Source organism: Klebsiella sp. S69 (genome assembly GCF_016516145.1).
Classification (GTDB): domain Bacteria; phylum Pseudomonadota; class Gammaproteobacteria; order Enterobacterales; family Enterobacteriaceae; genus Klebsiella; species Klebsiella oxytoca.
Genome location: NZ_JACVUU010000010.1, coordinates 1 through 16,889, shown reverse-complemented (window position 1 = coordinate 16,889; position 16,889 = coordinate 1). Strand labels below are relative to the sequence as shown.

General features: G+C 37.3%; 12 protein-coding genes. All 12 read left to right on the top strand.

Annotation, left to right across the window (positions count from 1 at the left end; translation table 11 throughout):
• Positions 1 to 10: 10 nt before the first annotated feature.
• The 12 genes from IAE27_RS11415 to IAE27_RS11360 all read left to right on the top strand — a co-directional run bounded on the left by IAE27_RS11415 (position 11) and on the right by IAE27_RS11360 (position 16,889).
• Entirely contained in the window at positions 11 to 2,176 is a 2,166-nt protein-coding gene (locus tag IAE27_RS11415; RefSeq protein WP_023321290.1) for a polysaccharide biosynthesis tyrosine autokinase, read from the top strand.
• Between the two features lie 84 nt (positions 2,177 to 2,260).
• Positions 2,261 to 3,682 carry an undecaprenyl-phosphate galactose phosphotransferase WbaP gene (gene wbaP, locus IAE27_RS11410; RefSeq protein WP_023321289.1) on the top strand — a complete coding sequence of 474 codons (1,422 nt, stop codon included), beginning with the start codon at positions 2,261 to 2,263 and terminating at the stop codon, positions 3,680 to 3,682.
• Positions 3,683 to 3,701: 19 nt separating this feature from the next.
• Complete coding sequence (locus IAE27_RS11405; protein WP_070556072.1) at positions 3,702 to 4,844, top strand: glycosyltransferase family 4 protein; 1,143 nt, start codon at positions 3,702 to 3,704, stop codon at positions 4,842 to 4,844.
• A gap of 25 nt (positions 4,845 to 4,869) precedes the next feature.
• Complete coding sequence (locus IAE27_RS11400) at positions 4,870 to 5,856, top strand: glycosyltransferase family 4 protein (RefSeq protein WP_070556073.1); 987 nt, start codon at positions 4,870 to 4,872, stop codon at positions 5,854 to 5,856.
• A gap of 170 nt (positions 5,857 to 6,026) precedes the next feature.
• On the top strand, positions 6,027 to 7,163 hold the full coding sequence (locus tag IAE27_RS11395) for a glycosyltransferase family 4 protein (RefSeq protein WP_023321286.1): 1,137 nt from the start codon (positions 6,027 to 6,029) through the stop codon (positions 7,161 to 7,163).
• A gap of 26 nt (positions 7,164 to 7,189) precedes the next feature.
• Complete coding sequence (locus tag IAE27_RS11390) at positions 7,190 to 8,422, top strand: O-antigen ligase family protein (protein ID WP_200092427.1); 1,233 nt, start codon at positions 7,190 to 7,192, stop codon at positions 8,420 to 8,422.
• A gap of 45 nt (positions 8,423 to 8,467) precedes the next feature.
• Positions 8,468 to 10,120 carry a hypothetical protein gene (locus IAE27_RS11385; RefSeq protein WP_200092424.1) on the top strand — a complete coding sequence of 551 codons (1,653 nt, stop codon included), beginning with the start codon at positions 8,468 to 8,470 and terminating at the stop codon, positions 10,118 to 10,120.
• Positions 10,121 to 10,262: 142 nt separating this feature from the next.
• Entirely contained in the window at positions 10,263 to 11,735 is a 1,473-nt protein-coding gene (locus IAE27_RS11380) for an MOP flippase family protein (RefSeq protein WP_200092422.1), read from the top strand.
• Between the two features lie 14 nt (positions 11,736 to 11,749).
• Positions 11,750 to 12,697, top strand: a complete 948-nt coding sequence (locus IAE27_RS11375) for a polysaccharide pyruvyl transferase family protein (RefSeq protein WP_115239406.1) — start codon at positions 11,750 to 11,752, stop codon at positions 12,695 to 12,697.
• On the top strand, positions 12,694 to 13,683 hold the full coding sequence (locus tag IAE27_RS11370; RefSeq protein ID WP_115239407.1) for a glycosyltransferase family 2 protein: 990 nt from the start codon (positions 12,694 to 12,696) through the stop codon (positions 13,681 to 13,683). Before IAE27_RS11375 ends, IAE27_RS11370 begins: the two co-directional genes overlap by 4 nt.
• Before the next feature lie 170 nt (positions 13,684 to 13,853).
• Positions 13,854 to 15,260 carry an NADP-dependent phosphogluconate dehydrogenase gene (gndA, locus tag IAE27_RS11365; protein ID WP_200092420.1) on the top strand — a complete coding sequence of 469 codons (1,407 nt, stop codon included), beginning with the start codon at positions 13,854 to 13,856 and terminating at the stop codon, positions 15,258 to 15,260.
• Positions 15,261 to 15,473: 213 nt separating this feature from the next.
• On the top strand, positions 15,474 to 16,889 hold the full coding sequence (locus IAE27_RS11360; RefSeq protein ID WP_024274448.1) for a mannose-1-phosphate guanylyltransferase/mannose-6-phosphate isomerase: 1,416 nt from the start codon (positions 15,474 to 15,476) through the stop codon (positions 16,887 to 16,889).

Here is a 16,889-nt window from a genome sequence, read left to right as displayed (position 1 = left end):
GGAATAAGTCATGTCACTAACTTCGTATAAAAAAACAGAAAAAGATAATGATGAAATTGATATTGGTCGGCTTATAGGTGAGTTGATTGATCATCGAAAGTTGATTATTGCAATTACATCTTTATTTACTCTTGTTGCACTTATCTATGCCCTATTTGCCACTCCAGTTTATCAAGCTGATGCATTAATACAGGTAGAGCAAAGGCAAGGCAATGCCATTCTAAACAGTCTTAGTCAAGTTCTGCCTAATACTCAACCACAATCACAACCAGAAATCACTCTTCTCCAGTCAAGGATGATATTGGGAAAAACCGTAGACGATTTAAACTTGCAGGCCAGGATCAAACAGGATTACTTTCCTGTTTTTGGTCGTGGCTGGGCAAGATTAACCGGAGAAAGTGAAGGTTCCCTCTCAATTTCAAGATTATATTTGTTTTCTGATAGCAAAAAAATACCTAAGATAGAAGTCGTAATTAATGATAAAGATAATTACACGGTTATTGGTGATGGCTATGAAATAAAAGGTAAAAAAGGTGAACTGGTTGAAGGAAAAGGATTATCTCTTAAAATTGATGATTTCAAGGCCCAACCGGGTACCAAGTTTATTGTATCTTATGTAAGTCGCTTGCAAGCGATCACAGATCTACAAGAATCATTGGAGGTACTTGAAGAGGGTAAAAATACTGGCATGCTAACAGTATCATTTGTTGGCGAGAATCCAGATAAAATTACTGCTATCATTGATAGCATTAGTAATAATTACTTAGCGCAGAATATATCCAGGCAAGCAGCCCAAGATGCAAAGAGTTTAGATTTTCTTAATCAGCAACTACCTCAAGTACGTAATGATTTAGACATAGCAGAGGATAAGTTAAATGCTTATAGAAGACAAAATGATTCAGTTGATCTATCCTTAGAAGCAAAATCTGTACTTGATCAGATTGTAAATGTTGATAACCAGTTAAACGAATTAACATTCAGGGAATCTGAGGTATCGCAGTTATATACTAAAGAGCATCCAACTTATAAAGCATTGATGGAAAAACGAAAAGTTTTACAGGATGAAAAGGTAAAACTTAATAAAAGAGTTACCTCAATGCCTGAAACTCAGCAGGAGGTTTTACGTTTAAGTAGAGATGTAGATTCAGGTCGAGCTGTATATATGCAACTACTCAACCGACAGCAAGAACTAAGTATCTCGAAATCGAGCGCAATAGGTAATGTACGGATTATAGATAGTGCAGTAAGCCAACCAGATCCAATTAAGCCGAAGAAAGCTTTGGTGGTCCTAATCGGTATCATTGTAGGGATATTTATTTCTGCGATTATTGTGATGTTTAGGGTGTTTTTACGGCGTGGGATTGAATCACCAGAACAGCTCGAGGAGTTAGGCATAAATGTATATGCTAGTATACCTGTCTCTGAAACATTCACGAAAAACATAAGCCAGAAAAAAGATTGGCGCGGGAAAAAGCAGGAAAAAATTCAGGGACTTCTTGCTATTGAAAATCCTGCTGATTTAGCAATTGAGGCTATTAGAGGATTAAGAACAAGTTTGCATTTTGCAATGCTTGAAGCACAGAATAATATTCTGATGATATCAGGTGCAAGTCCCAACGCAGGTAAAACTTTCGTAAGTTCTAATCTTGCGAAGATTATTTCTCAGGCTGATAAAACTGTATTATTTATTGATGCAGATATGAGGAAAGGTTATACCCATAAATTATTTTCGACGAATAATGAAAATGGTTTGTCTGAGTATTTATCTGGTATGTCACAAATCACCCAGGTAGTCAAAAAAATACCAGCCATTGGATTCGACTATATATCTAGAGGAATGGTGCCGCCAAACCCCGCAGAATTATTAATGCATCATCGTTTTCAGGAGTTGCTGAGTTGGGCCGCGAAAAATTATGATTTGGTTATTGTTGATACACCACCAATTTTAGCGGTTACTGATGCTGCAATTATTGGAGGTTATGTCGGGACAACACTTTTGGTCGCTCGTTTCGAATTAAATACAGCAAAAGAAATAGAAGTTAGTATGAAACGATTTGAGCAAAGTGGAATACATGTCAAAGGATGTATTTTGAATGGTGTTGTGAAGAAAGCCAGTAGTTATTATGGATATGGATATAACCATTATGGCTATTCATATTCTGACAAAAAAGACTAAATCATAGAAAATTAAGCCAATAAAATATTTATTGGCTTAAACATTATAGGTTTAAAGTATGATTCTTCGAACAGAGAGGAAGGTATGACACTTCTTGCGAGAAACTTTATCGTCAGCGCCGCTCTTGCCTTTTCAGATTTGTTAAGTTTTACAATATCGCTTTATATAGCATTAGCTATTTTAACAACAAATCAGAGCGTTGATTTATATAGCTCTGCACAAATTGAAGAGTGGACAGTTTTACATTGGCTACTCGCTATCTGTTGCGTTGGTTGGTATTCAATTAGGTTACGACATTATTTTTATCGAAAAACATTTTGGTTTGAGCTTAAGGAAATATTAAGAACTTTAGTAATATTTGCTGTGATTGAAATTGCAGTTGTAGCATTTACAACTTGGTCAATATCACGTTATTTGTGGATACTGACTTGGTTGTTAATAATCATACTAGTACCAGTTTCACGTATGATTACTAAGCATATTTTAAATTTCTTTGGATTATGGCGAAGGCCAACATGGATTATAGGTAGTGGTTCTAATGCAAAAGAAGCGTACAAAGCAATAAATAGTGAAGGTAATCTTGGGCTTGAAATTGTAGGGTTTATCTCTACAGAAGCGCATGACACACTGGAGAGTAATATTGATGGTGTGCCAGTTATTATTAATGATCAAAATTGGCTAAGTACAATTGATAAAAAAACGCAGTTTATAGTTGCTGTTGAATCAGCACAAAGTGATATCAGAAATGCGTGGTTACGCAACTTCATGATTAAAGGGTATCGATATGTTTCAGTAATACCAACCTTACGAGGAATGCCATTAGATAGCACTGATATGTCATTCATTTTTAGCCACGAAGTAATGATTTTCCGAGTACAGCAAAACTTAGCTAAATGGTCTTCACGAATAATCAAACGGCTTTTTGATGTTATTGGTGCAACGCTAATTATAATAATAATATCACCACTTCTGCTGTATATTAGTAAAAAAGTTAAGCAAGACGGAGGGGCGGCAATTTATGGACATGAAAGAATTGGTAAAGATGGTAAGCCATTTAAATGTCTGAAGTTTCGCTCTATGGTCACAAACTCTAAGGAGGTTTTAGAAGAATTGTTGGCTAATAATCCTGATGCAAAAGCAGAATGGGATGAAACATTTAAATTGAAGAATGATCCTCGTATTACAAAAATAGGTCATTTTTTGCGAAAAACAAGTTTAGATGAATTACCTCAATTATTTAATGTTCTCAAAGGAGAAATGAGTTTAGTTGGGCCTCGTCCTATAATTACAGCTGAATTGGAAAGATATAATGAAGAGGTCGATTATTATTTATTAAGCAAACCGGGTATGACAGGATTGTGGCAAGTTAGTGGTAGAAGTGACGTTGATTATGAAACAAGGGTCTATCTGGATGCTTGGTATGTAAAGAATTGGTCAATGTGGAACGATATTGCAATTCTCTTTAAAACAATTGGTGTGGTTATAAAAAAAGATGGCGCATATTAATGTTTTAAGGGGTGCTACCATGAAAATAATTATCGTCAACTCGTTATATTATCCTTATAAGTTTGGTGGGGCGGAAGTTTCTGTGCAGTTACTTGCAGAAGGTTTAGTCGCCAGAGGCATTACAGTTAAGGTAATAACTTTAAATAATAAAAAGGAAATAGAACGTTTCAATCATAACGGAGTAGAGGTGGTATCCTTCCCTCTCCGTAACATTTATTGGCCGTTTGATAAAACAAATCATACTAAGATAAAAAAAGCGATTTGGCATGTAAGAGATTATTTAAAAAATCCTATCGTTGAAATGGTTCAAAAAGAAATTTCAAATGACAACCCAGATATTATACATACAAATAACCTTGCTGGCTTTTCAGTTGGTATCTGGGATATAGCTGAAGATATTAAATCTCCATTGATCCATACAACGCGTGATTATTACTTATTCCATCCTAACTCTACACTTTTTAAAAATGGAGCGAATATGGACATAAATAATAGCTTCGTTAAGTCATACTCATGGTATAAAAAGAAGAAGAGCCAAAAAATAGATGCAATGGTTGGCATCAGTAAATACATTAGTGATTTACATAAGGAAAATGGTTTTGCGGGTAAAGCAACGCATACACATATATATAATCCAATAGAAAAAGTAAATATTAGAAAAAAAGCTTGCAATAAGCTAACTATTGGCTTTTTGGGCAGATTAACAACCGAAAAAGGATTTGATGTCTTTATTGAGTATGCAGTCAAGTATAAAAATAATTTTAACTTTATTGCAGCAGGCGATTTTGCATCCACTAGTAATTCTGATGTTTTGAGGAAGGATGCAATTAATTGTGGCATTGTGTTAAAAGGATTTATACCTATTGATGAACTTTTTTCTGAAGTGGATGTGCTTCTCCTTCCTACAAAATGGAACGAACCTTTCGGTCGTGTTGTTGCAGAAGCCGCTGTTAGTGGGATTCCAGTGTTCGCCAATTTAACAGGCGGAATTAAAGAGATATCCGAAAAATTCCCATGGGTTAAAGATATCAGAGATTTTAATGCAGAAAGTATTAATTTATTATTTAAAGGTACCATTCATGAAGTATCAAATCCATTTGATAAAAGCAAAATAACTGATGAATATTTAAGCCTTTATAGTAAGGTATTAAAAGAACAATAAGTATATTTTTAAAGATGGAGGATAAATGCGTAGAATATTAATGGATATGAGATGGGAAGGGACTGGTGGAATAGGGACTTTTGCAAAGGAAATCAATAGAATTAATCGTTATGAGACGCCTGGTTTTTCTGGCAAGCCTTATTCACCTTTTGATCCTATAAAAACAGCGCTTAGGTTAATAAAGAAAAAAAACAGTGTTGTTTTCTTCCCAGGATTTTTACCACCTCTTTTTTCATTAGAACCATACGTATTTACTATACATGATTTAAACCATTTAGATCGCCAAGATAACTCAAGTTTTTTTAAAAAAGCTTTTTATAATTTCATCATTAAGCGCGGTTGTTCAAAATCGAAATTCATTTTTACTGTTTCAGAATTCTCTAAATCAAGAATAGTACAGTGGTCAGGGCAAGATCCATCAAAAATAATCAACGTTGGTAACGGTGTTGCTGAATGCTTTACACCGGAAGGTGAGAAGAAAAATTTCGGGTTTAAATACTTGCTGTGCGTGAGTAATCGGAAAACACATAAAAATGAATATAATACTATTTTAGCGTTCAAGAAGTCCGGGTTATATAATGAATATAAACTGGTGTTTACTGGATCTCCAAATGAAACTATTTCAGATTTTATAGAACATCATGGCTTGACGGAATCCGTCCATTTCACTGGGTATTTAAAGGATGATGAACTACCGCTTTTATACAGAGGAGCAGCAGCTTTAGTATTTGTTTCTTTTTATGAAGGGTTTGGATTACCAGTGATAGAAGCCATGGCAAGTGGTATCCCAGTGGTAACGTCAAGGACAACTTCTTTGGGTGAGGTGGCAGGTGATGCTGCGTTATTGGTTGACCCAGAAAATATAAATGAAATTGCGGATGCTATAAATCAGATTATTTTAGATAATAATTGTCGGCAGCAACTTGTAAATAAAGGATTAATGCAGGCAAGAAAGTTTACGTGGGAAGAAGTTGCACGAAAAGTTGATAATCATCTCCGAAGTATTAAATGATTAAAAAAACATATACTTAATCATAGTATTCTTTACTAGTTGTAAAACATATAATGGCAATATTAGACTCACATGTCGTAATTGATGTATGTTTTATTATACTTATGATGTATATTTCTGGTTAAAATGATATGAAGCGACCCTTCATTATCAATGTATTGAGGTTATTCATGAGCAAGGATTTAAATGTTGGAATTGTCGCGGATTGGCTTGTGACTTATGCGGGCTCAGAGAAAGTAATAAAAGAGTTTATAGAATTATATCCTAACGCTAGCTTATATTCAGTAGTTGATTATTTATCAGAAAGCGATCGACAATTATTTAATGGTAAAAGGGCAACCACAACGTTTATACAGAATATGCCTTTTGCTAAGAAAAAATATCAAAAATATCTACCGTTAATGCCATTAGCAATTGAACAACTTGATGTTTCCAAACATGACATAGTTTTGTCCAGCAGTCATGCTGTATCCAAAGGAGTTTTGACGGGGCCTGATCAACTCCATATTAGCTATGTTCATTCTCCTATACGATATGCTTGGGATTTACAACATCAGTATTTGAAAGAGGCTGGAATGGATTCTGGAGTTAAAGGATTATTAGCAAAATGGCTATTGCATAAAATTAGGATATGGGATCATCGTACTTCCAATGGAGTTGATCATTTTATTGCAAACTCCAAATTTATTGCGCGAAGAATAAAAAAAGTTTATGGACGGGAAGCTGATGTAATATATCCTCCTGTTGATGTGGAGCGCTTTTCATTATGTGAGTGCAAAGATGATTATTATTTTACAGCCTCCAGAATGGTTCCCTATAAGCGAATGGATCTTATAGTCGAAGCCTTTAGCCATATGCCTGATAAAAAGCTAGTTGTTATTGGTGATGGTTCTGAAATGGATAAAATCAAGTCTAAAGCTACAAAAAATATTGAAATTTTAGGATATCAGCCTAATTCAGTAATGCAAGAACATATGAGGCAAGCGAAAGCTTTTGTTTTCGCTGCTGAAGAAGATTTTGGCATTACCCCTGTAGAGGCTCAAGCCTGTGGAACTCCAGTTATTGCCTTTGGTAAAGGTGGGGCACTTGAAACGGTCAAAAGTAATGTAACAGGGATACTTTTTGAGAGACAAGAAATCTCATCTATTATTGATGCTGTAAACAAATTTGAACTTAATCAAGATAGAATCTCATATATGGAATGTAGATTGAATGCTGAAAAATTTTCTGTGCCAAGATTCCAAAACGAAATCTCAGCTTATATCTCTGAAAAATACAAGTTATTTGAAGATTCCAGAAATAAATAATTTATGCTTTATATAGAGATAGTATTATGAATGAGGCAATAAAAGCTATTGAATACGAAACCATTAACACTAGAAACTATACATCCGTAAAATTACTTATATTCATTATCGCACTTTCTTGTCAATTAACAGACATTACGATCGGCCCTGTGAAGTTTTGGGAGCTTCTGGCAATAATTTTTTTTCCATTCTTTATAAGGCGTGTTGAGAAAAAAATGCTATGGTTTTTACTTGCATTTACTATTCTTCTTTTGCTATCAATATTCAAAGGTATGATTAGTTCAATTCATTATGAGTACTTCTCTACCTTGAAAAGCAAGTATAGTATTTCTCTGGTGCGTTACGTAGAACTTATATTATGCTTAATAGTAGCGTTAATACCGTTCAATTTGATAAAAAATAAAAGATTAGACTTTGATTATATTGTTAAAAAGTTTCTCACTTATAATGTATTTCTCACGATCATTATACTTCTTCTTTATGCCATTGATATTGTCTTGAAAACTTCACTGGTATCGTATGGTAGTACTTTTAGATTGAGAGGGTTTTACGTCGAAGGTGGCCCATATGGGCTTTACATAGCAACTTTGATTTTTCTCGAACTAACATTTTATAAAAGAAAAATAATTACAACTTTCTTTCTTATTGCAATATTATTAACGCAGTCTAAAGCTGGCTTTGTTGCTTTCTTTGTTTTTTTATTTTTTATACTTTTCCAAAATAATAGATTTTTAAGTGGCTTTTTGAATCCCAAGAATATATTTCGTTTTTTTATGACGATTTTAATAGTAGTTTTAATTGGGGTTGGTGCCACTTATAAGATTGCTAACAATTATTATCAAGATATACAGAACATTGATGAAGAAATTAAGGGCAGAGAAAATGATTCATCATTAGTAATGGGTAGGATTGCTGCCACGGATATTGGTCCAAGAATTTTACAGGATAATCCATTTTTAGGTGTGGGATTAGGTGCATATTCCTTAGTTCGTAATAATGTGAATTATCGTGGCTCTTTTCCTGTCGTGACAGGATGGGATCTAACTGGATTGGGAGGCTTTTTTAATTTATTAGTAGAAAATGGTGTAATCGGTTTATTGATATTTATTTTTGCAATAAGAAAATATTTTAAGTTGGACAAAATAGGAATATATTTCCTTCTGCTTTTTTGTGTGCCTTTTATTTTCGGTGCTCAGCTTTATATGATTTATCCTTGGTTGTATTTAGGGTTGTATTATGCTTTTAAGAAGAGTAGTTAAGCTGGTAAAGAAAATGATTTTATCGATTAATATCGAGAGGGGAAAATGGGCATATCAAGACGACAACTTTTTAACTTTATAGCCCCGCTAGGTACTTTATCTTTTTTGATGCCTGGCACATCGAGTGCTAAAATAGATAACGGCGCAACTCTCTCAAATGAAAAAGATTTAACAAATAGTAAAACTTATCTAGCTAACCGTGTTTCTGTATCGCCGATTGATTTTGGCGCAGTGTCAAATAATGCTGATATAGATCACACAGAAATTATTTTGAGGGTAATTAAATTTGCGGAACAAAATAATAAAGCTGTTGATTTGAGAGGTGGGCCATGGAGGATTACTCGTGCACTAGATTTTACAAATATTAAACAGATTATTGTTGACTGGACAGGACGATTAATAGTAAATCCTAATTCATTTAAAGACGAAAACGGTTATGTTGTATATATTGGTGTACCAGGCAGTAATGTCAAAAATGGCCGAGCGATATATACCTCTATAGTTGGAGTATTATTAATTATCTCCGAAAGCCGTGATGCTACCCTTAATGGTGTATTCATTAAGGGTAACTTTTTGACTATAGATAGCATTAGAGCAATTAATTTTAACGGTACTGGAATTCATATTTCTGCGACTTGGGACTCAACAATCCAAAGTATTTCGGCTGAACGTTGTGGAAATGTTAAGAATTTTCAACTACGGATAGAGCCGGGTGGTGATACTTCGAATTGTTTATTTATTGGAAGGATACAGAGCGAAAGGGCCTACCATAAATGTTTAGAAATTAAGTGTATACGTTCAGTTATTAATACTATCCACGCCGAGAGAACCTTAATTCAGACAGACGATGATGGCACGAAGCCCTTAATCTCAGGTTTAAAGTATGTAAATGTCTCTATTCAAATTGGAAACTCAACAATTAATCAGATGATATATGACAATGTTTCCGATAAAGTTGCCACGAGTCAGGTTTTTAGTTCTGTAGTAATAAATCTTGATCAATCCTCGATGAGAGATGGTCAATTTAACACCAGTCATGTTGTATCTAATTTCGGTCGTAATTCAGCATTTGAAAATTTTGCTGTATATCAATTTTTCTCTGGTAAAGGAGTTAGAGATTCTAGTTTTAGTAATTTTAAAGTTAAAAAATCTTTTTTGGCTAAATCAAATATAAGAATTATTGGTGGCAACATTAAAAATTTATCTTTAGCGAAAGATGCTGAAAATATTTTATTGAATGGTTGCAATATTTCCTCTGTATTATTAGGGGAAAAGATGACCAATATTTTTTTTGCAAATTGCACATTTGCCAAATCAGCCGAGATCAGCGATTCGCCTACTGCAAACTATGATCATTTAAATCTATCTAACCCAGTCATTTTCTCAGACTGTACTTTCAAAGGTCTGGTATCTGGTGTTGATATCACTCCTTTAAGTATCAGAGGTGGTAATATTAGAGAGGTCAATTTAAAGAGTAATTCACGCGTTTATTTTGAAAACGTTTCGATTGGCAGTTTTAGTTATATAGGTAGACCTTTATTTACCACAAGAAATTGTTACATTGAAAAATTGGTTTCATGGTCGCAGCCTTCAAATGATGTTTATCAGCGGGGCATGACCACTGAAATTTCCACTGATGAAGGGATAACTCAATATATCTATAAAAGTCCACAAGTAGGCTGGGTTAAAATTGAATGAATTCAAGATTATAAAAATAATAAACTTGCTAAATATTTTTTTAAAATTACTTCAGACTACATATTTTCTCATTTTTCTTTCAGTACTTGGGGTAAATTTCTTTCACTTCTTAAAACGATTCCTATCATTGAGTTAAATATTTATGAGCTTAAAAGAGAAGACTGTTAGAGGCGCAAAATGGTCTGCTATTACGACAATTGCAAGTATCGCTATATCATTTCTCCAAATAACTTTGTTATCCCATATTCTTGCGCCACACCAATTTGGTATACTCACTATATCATTGCTGATTATTATGGTTGCAGATACAATTTCTGATTTCGGAATATCTAATTCAATAATACAGAAAAAAGAAATATCGAATTCAGAGTTAACAACCTTATATTGGATAAACGTCTCATTAGGTATTTTTGTATTTGCTGTCGTTTTCTTATTTAGTAGACAGATCTCTTTGCTATTTAATCAACCTGATGTCAAAGAATTGATTCAAACACTTGCTTTTGCATTTTTAATCATTCCGCATGGACAGCAGTTTAGAGCGCTTATGCAAAAGGAGCTTGATTTTACGAAAGTGGGGATCATAGAAACTTTGTCTTTGATCATTGGTTTTACTGTGACTTTAACTTCAGCTTATGTATACCCATTCGCGATAACGGCGATATGGGGATACCTCTGTATGTCATTATCTCGTACTCTTATGTTTTCTATTGTTGGTAGAAAAATATACAAGCCATCCTTCAGCTTTAAATTACAAGGGATATCATCTAATCTAAAATTTGGTGCTTTTTTAACAGCAGATGCGTTGATTAATCAACTTAATTCAAATATTGCTACTATCGTTCTATCGCGTTCTCTGGGAGCTATAATTGCAGGGGGATATAATCTTGCTAGCAATGTAGCTGTAGTTCCACCGTCTCGCCTTAATCCAATACTGACAAGAGTTCTTTTTCCAGCATTTTCAAAAATACAAAATGATAATGAAAAATTAAAAACTAATTTTTATAAACTTTTGTCATTTGTCGGTTTGATTAACTTTCCGGCATTGTTGGGATTGTTAGTTGTTTCCAATAATTTTGTCCTTACTCTATTCGGTGAAAAATGGATATTCATTACACCCATTTTACAAGTTTTATGTGTCGTTGGGCTTTTACGCTCTATTGGAAATCCTATTGGTGCTTTGCTGATGGCAAAAGCTCGAGTTGATGTTAGTTTTAAATTTAACGTATTTAAATTCTTTCTTTTTATTCCTATGATTTGGTTAGGCGCAAAATTTGGAGGGGGAACTGGTGCCGCGTTAGGTTTTTTATTGGTGCAAGTGATAAACACCTGCTTAAGTTATTTTATACTTATTAAGCCGGTTTTAGGAAGTAGTTATCGTGAATACATCATGAGTATACTTCTTCCCTTAAAAATGACGTTGCCTACTATGCTAACTGCATGGTTGGCAGGATTATTTAGTTTATCCGGTTCTCCGCTAATAACATTAGTTATACAAATTATCGTTGGTATAGTGACATTTAGTATGACATTGATTTTCAGCAATAATCAATTTGTTTCCGAAATGAAGTGTTATATTGTTAAAAACCCTAAAATTAGAAAATTTATTAGAGCGTAAATAATATGCATCCTATGATTGCTTTGAAGAAGAAATTAGACGTTATAGAGAAAGTTGTTCCATCAGGGAGTCGTGTTATTTATTTAGATATCCCATTACATCTCAATGTCGGAGATTTGTTAATTTATAAAGGTACTGAACAGTTTTTTCGGGAAAAGAAATATCAAGTATTGGCTAGACGTACTGATAAAGGTAGTTTAAAATACGTCCAGTCTTTAAGGAGCCTACCAGAAGATGTTATTATACTTCTGCATGGAGGTGGAAATTTTGGGGATTTATATCCAAAACATCAAATTTTACGTGAAGAAGTAGTCAAGGCGTTTCCAAATAATAAAATCGTTTACCTGCCTCAGACGGTACATTTTAAAGATCAGCAAGCTTTGAACGATTCAGCAAAAATAATACGTGAACATAAAAATTTGACTATCTTTTGTCGTGATCTTAACAGCGAAAAATTGCTTAAAGAGAAGTTTTGCGATAATGTTATTATGTGTCCAGACATGGCTCACTCATTATGGCAAATTTTCCCTAGGCAAAATAAGACTCAAGTTACTCGCGATACGCTATGGATGTTACGCAAAGATATTGAGAAAACCGATCTATCAGGCCTTAGTGATGCTCCTGAATCTTCTATGTATGAGGATTGGGAAGATATTTGCTCGAATAAGGATCGTTTTATAATGAGAGCTCTTGTCAAAGCTGAACGCATAAATAATATCGCTGGAAGATACATTATCCCTACGTCCCAGCTCTGGGGGAATTATACTGATCAGCTTGTAAAACGTGTCAATGAATACTTCCTTTCTCATAAGATTGTCGTTACTTCAAGGATGCATGGCCATATTTTATGTTGCCTTCTTGATATGCCAACTAAACTTCTCGATAATTCCTATGGGAAAAACTCTACATATTACGATGCTTGGACGCATACCGTTCCTAATTGCGAGTTAGTTAAAGTATGAACAGCATCAATATTCCCACTGTTTCGGTCATCATCCCCGTATACAATGTAAAGGATTATGTTTTACAAGCAATTGACTCTGTTATAAATCAAAAGGTTAAACCCTTTGAAGTTATTATCGTTGATGACGGCTCTACTGATGGTTCTGGCGATATCATTGACGCTAATTATGGCCAAATCCCTTTTGTAAAAATTATTCATACAATTAATCAGGGGTTGGGACAAGCACGTAATGAAGGCACAATGTTGGCATCCGGCGAGTTTATCTATTATTTCGATTCAGATGATTTATTAATGCCGGATCTAATAAGCGATTTCATTAAAATCTATAAAGAAAATCCATGCATCGATGTATTTGCATTTTCTGCTGAATCATTTTCTGATGAAAGTACATCAGATGCAAACATTCAAAAAGATAAACTGCCTGTGTATAAACGTACAATCGAAGGCGTATATGATACTGGTTGTAATGCTTTTGTAAAACTATCTCAAAATGGAACTTTTTTTCCTAATGCTTGGCTTTACATTTTCAAAAAAAGCCTTCACAGCGATAATAATTTATTCTTTAAAAGAATTATTCACGAGGATGAGGAATTTACTCCCCGTTTATTTCTTAAGGCTTCCTTAACAGTTATAACTAATAAGAAGTATTTCAAGCGACGAGTGCGAGCAGGCTCTATAATGCAAACTTCTCGTTCAGAGAAAAATATCATAGGTTATCTTGAGAGTATAAATACTTTGGTGGAACTAAAAAATAATTCAACCGGGTTATGTGAAAAATATCTTAATGTAAGAATTAGACAGAATATTGTACATATTTTTTCAATATTAAAGCAATCTAATATCACTTTAAGCCAATCCACTAATGAGTCACTTGCCAAAGTTCTTAAAGAAAACACTGATTCGTTAGTATTTATAGCTAAGTATAACGTTTTTATTTATAAAGTCGCTAAATACTTCTTAAAAAGAATTGGATTCATTGTATAAAGTCAAACGTTACGATATATAATTGTTGAAACCTTACAATTGTTCATTATGTTATCCCTATTAATGAGTAACACAATTTCAACCTATGCTCTTCAATCATTTTGCGCTAACATATTCATCACATTTAAGCTGCGAACAGTCGCAGTGACCACACCTGACAGGAGTATGTAATGTCCAAGCAACAGATCGGGGTTGTCGGTATGGCAGTGATGGGGCGTAACCTTGCGCTCAACATCGAGAGCCGTGGTTATACCGTCTCCGTTTTCAACCGCTCCCGTGAAAAGACCGAAGAAGTGATTGCTGAGAATCCAGGCAAGAAACTGGTCCCACATTATACTGTGCAAGAGTTTGTTGAATCACTCGAGACTCCGCGCCGTATCCTGTTAATGGTGAAGGCGGGTGCAGGCACTGACAGTGCCATCGACTCTCTGAAGCCTTACCTGGATAAGGGTGACATCATCATTGATGGTGGTAACACCTTCTTCCAGGATACTATTCGTCGTAATCGCGAACTTTCTGCAGAAGGCTTTAACTTCATTGGCACCGGTGTGTCCGGCGGTGAAGAGGGCGCGCTTAAAGGTCCTTCTATCATGCCTGGTGGTCAGAAAGAAGCTTATGAACTGGTTGCGCCAATTCTCAAGCAGATTGCCGCAGTTGCAGAAGACGGTGAGCCGTGCGTAACCTATATCGGTGCGGATGGTGCTGGTCATTATGTCAAAATGGTTCACAACGGTATTGAATACGGCGATATGCAGCTGATCGCTGAAGCCTACGCTTTACTGAAAGGTGGCCTGGCGCTTTCTAATGAAGAGCTTGCGCAAACTTTCACTGAGTGGAATGAAGGCGAGCTGAGCAGCTATCTGATTGACATCACCAAAGACATCTTCACCAAAAAGGATGAAGAGGGTAAATACCTGGTTGACGTGATCCTTGATGAAGCAGCAAACAAAGGTACCGGTAAATGGACCAGCCAGAGTTCTCTGGATCTGGGCGAACCGCTATCGCTTATCACTGAGTCAGTCTTTGCTCGCTATATCTCCTCCCTGAAAGACCAGCGTGTTGCTGCATCTAAGGTTCTTACCGGGCCGCAAGCGAAGACTGCTGGTGATAAAGAAGAGTTCATTGAGGAAGTTCGTCGCGCTCTCTATCTGGGCAAAATCGTCTCTTACGCTCAAGGTTTCTCCCAGCTCCGTGCTGCGTCTGATGAATACCACTGGGAGCTGAACTACGGCGAGATTGCAAAAATCTTCCGTGCAGGCTGCATCATCCGTGCTCAGTTCCTGCAAAAGATCACTGATGCCTATGAGCAGAATGCGGGTATTGCCAACCTGCTGTTGGCGCCTTACTTCAAGCAGATCGCCGATGATTATCAACAAGCGCTGCGCGATGTGGTTGCATATGCAGTGCAGAATGGTATTCCGGTTCCAACCTTCTCTGCGGCTATTGCCTACTACGATAGCTATCGTTCCGCTGTTCTGCCCGCAAACCTGATTCAGGCGCAGCGTGACTATTTCGGCGCGCACACATATAAGCGTACCGATAAAGAAGGTGTATTCCATACTGAATGGCTTGATTAATTCGTGATAAAACAGCCTGGCAATAGCCAGGTTGTTTTTTAATGGGGTAACACGGAATCTAATTTCAGTTTTTATTAGAAAATATAAGATTTATATTCCATCCGAAATTTTTTTAATCTTTCTTCTTTTGCAATTTTGTCAAAATTTGCAAAAGAAGAAGTCATTACTTCCATAACGTCATATTTAATATTTCATTTTATTAAGGATTTTATCATGTTACTTCCTGTGATTATGGCGGGTGGCACCGGTAGCCGCCTGTGGCCGATGTCCCGTGAACTCTATCCAAAACAGTTTCTCCGACTGTACGGGCAGAACTCCATGTTGCAGGAAACCATCTCGCGCCTCTCCGGTCTGGATACCCATGAGCCTATGGTTATCTGCAATGAAGAGCACCGCTTCCTGGTGGCTGAACAGCTGAGACAGCTCGGTAAACTGTCAAAAAATATCATCCTTGAGCCGGTGGGCCGCAACACGGCACCGGCCATCGCCCTCGCGGCGCTGCAGGCCACGCAGAATGGCGATGACCCGCTGATGCTTGTCCTGGCAGCGGACCACATCATCAATAATCAGCAGGTCTTCCACGACGCCATTCGCGTCGCGGAGCAGTATGCGCAGGCTGACCATCTGGTCACCTTCGGTATCGTTCCGAACACCCCCGAAACCGGCTACGGCTATATCCAGCGCGGTGATGCGCTGGGGGAAGGGGAGCACACGCCTTATCAGGTCGCCCGCTTTGTCGAGAAGCCGGACCTGGAGCGTGCGCAGGCCTATCTGGCCTCCGGAGAATATTACTGGAACAGCGGCATGTTCATGTTCCGGGCGAAAAAGTATCTCTCCGAACTGGCAAAATTCCGCCCGGATATTCTCGAAGTCTGCACGGCTGCGGTCCGCGCCGCCGACAGCGGCAGCGACTTTATCAGCATCCCGCATGAGGTGTTCAGCACCTGTCCCGACGAATCCGTTGACTATGCGGTGATGGAAAAGACCGCCGATGCGGTGGTGGTGGGGCTGGACGCAGACTGGAGCGACGTCGGCTCCTGGTCAGCCCTGTGGGACGTCAGCCCGAAAGATGAGCTGGGCAACGTGCTGACCGGCGATGCCTGGGTGCACAACAGCCAGAACTGCTACATCAACAGCGACGAAAAGCTGGTGGCGGCTATCGGCGTTGAGGACCTGGTGATCGTCAGCACCAAGGATGCGGTGCTGGTGATGAATAAAAACCGCGCCCAGGACGTGAAAAAGGTCGTGGAGTACCTGAAGGCCAACCAGCGCAGCGAATACAAACGACACCGCGAAATCTACCGTCCGTGGGGCCGCAGCGATGTGGTGGTCCAGACGCCGCGCTTCAACGTTAACCGTATCACCGTCAAGCCGGGCGGGGCGTTCTCCATGCAGATGCACCACCACCGCGCCGAGCACTGGGTGATCCTCGCCGGGACGGGGCAGATAACGGTCAACGGCAAGCAGTTCCTGCTGACTGAAAATCAGTCGACCTTTATTCCCATTGGTGCCGAGCACTGCCTCGAGAACCCGGGACGTATCCCGCTGGAAGTGCTGGAGATCCAGTCCGGCTCCTACCTGGGCGAAGACGACATTATCCGTATTAAAGACCAGTATGGTCGTTGCTAA

Excerpts from the sequence above, each read along its gene's own strand:
- IAE27_RS11415 (WP_023321290.1), top strand. The coding sequence starts at position 11 with ATGTCACTAACTTCGTATAAAAAAACAGAAAAAGATAATGATGAAATT.
- wbaP (WP_023321289.1), top strand. The coding sequence starts at position 2,261 with ATGACACTTCTTGCGAGAAACTTTATCGTCAGCGCCGCTCTTGCCTTT.
- IAE27_RS11405 (WP_070556072.1), top strand. The coding sequence starts at position 3,702 with ATGAAAATAATTATCGTCAACTCGTTATATTATCCTTATAAGTTTGGT.
- IAE27_RS11400 (WP_070556073.1), top strand. The coding sequence starts at position 4,870 with ATGCGTAGAATATTAATGGATATGAGATGGGAAGGGACTGGTGGAATA.
- IAE27_RS11395 (WP_023321286.1), top strand. The coding sequence starts at position 6,027 with ATGAGCAAGGATTTAAATGTTGGAATTGTCGCGGATTGGCTTGTGACT.
- IAE27_RS11390 (WP_200092427.1), top strand. The coding sequence starts at position 7,190 with ATGAATGAGGCAATAAAAGCTATTGAATACGAAACCATTAACACTAGA.
- IAE27_RS11385 (WP_200092424.1), top strand. The coding sequence starts at position 8,468 with ATGGGCATATCAAGACGACAACTTTTTAACTTTATAGCCCCGCTAGGT.
- IAE27_RS11380 (WP_200092422.1), top strand. The coding sequence starts at position 10,263 with ATGAGCTTAAAAGAGAAGACTGTTAGAGGCGCAAAATGGTCTGCTATT.
- IAE27_RS11375 (WP_115239406.1), top strand. The coding sequence starts at position 11,750 with ATGATTGCTTTGAAGAAGAAATTAGACGTTATAGAGAAAGTTGTTCCA.
- IAE27_RS11370 (WP_115239407.1), top strand. The coding sequence starts at position 12,694 with ATGAACAGCATCAATATTCCCACTGTTTCGGTCATCATCCCCGTATAC.
- gndA (WP_200092420.1), top strand. The coding sequence starts at position 13,854 with ATGTCCAAGCAACAGATCGGGGTTGTCGGTATGGCAGTGATGGGGCGT.
- IAE27_RS11360 (WP_024274448.1), top strand. The coding sequence starts at position 15,474 with ATGTTACTTCCTGTGATTATGGCGGGTGGCACCGGTAGCCGCCTGTGG.